This is a genomic window from Facilibium subflavum (assembly GCF_003574485.1).
In the GTDB taxonomy this organism is placed as follows: Bacteria; Pseudomonadota; Gammaproteobacteria; order Francisellales; family Francisellaceae; genus Facilibium; species Facilibium subflavum.
Genome location: NZ_QLIT01000164.1, coordinates 1 through 512, shown reverse-complemented (window position 1 = coordinate 512; position 512 = coordinate 1). Strand labels below are relative to the sequence as shown.

The window sequence follows — 512 nt, the reverse complement described above, 5'->3', positions numbered from 1 at the left end:
CGGCAAAACAAAAAGGCATGATTTAAATTGATTTGACATTTGGGATCACATTAAGGGTACCTTGTGATGTTAACGCCGGCACATGAGATTTACCTGGCCAATTTTCCGGTGGATATGCGCAAAAGTATCGATGGCTTATCCGCTTTGGTTTTATCTCAGTTTGGTTGTGCTCCCACACAAAAAGGCAGCTATTTTGTTTTTTGTAACAAGGCACGCAACCGGATGAAGGTGTTGTATTTTGACAAAAATGGCTTTGCACTATGGATGAAACGTCTGGAGAAGGATCGCTTTAAATTACGTTATCAAAATGGCCAGATTGTGGCTTTGGATGCTGATCAATTTCAATGGTTACTCTCAGGATTGGATTATGCCAATATGGTGGGTAGGAAGGCCTTAAATTATTCCTGTTTTTATTGAAAAAATGTGTTTAAAACCCGCGAGAAATCAGGGTTTTATGGTATAATAAGCCATTGATTGAAAGCCGCAGGCCAACGAGAGCATTCCTGACACGG

Annotated in this window: 1 protein-coding gene; it reads left to right on the top strand. The window is 40.6% G+C overall.

All coding sequences use genetic code 11. The features are described from left to right. The first annotated feature begins 66 nt into the window (after window positions 1-66). Complete coding sequence (gene tnpB / locus DNK84_RS09890; protein WP_119344357.1) at window positions 67-417, top strand: IS66 family insertion sequence element accessory protein TnpB; 351 nt, start codon at window positions 67-69, stop codon at window positions 415-417. Window positions 418-512 lie beyond the last annotated feature (95 nt).

Bases quoted from the DNA above. Each gene is read 5' to 3' on its own strand.
- tnpB (WP_119344357.1), top strand. From the start codon at position 67: ATGTTAACGCCGGCACATGAGATTTACCTGGCCAATTTTCCGGTGGAT.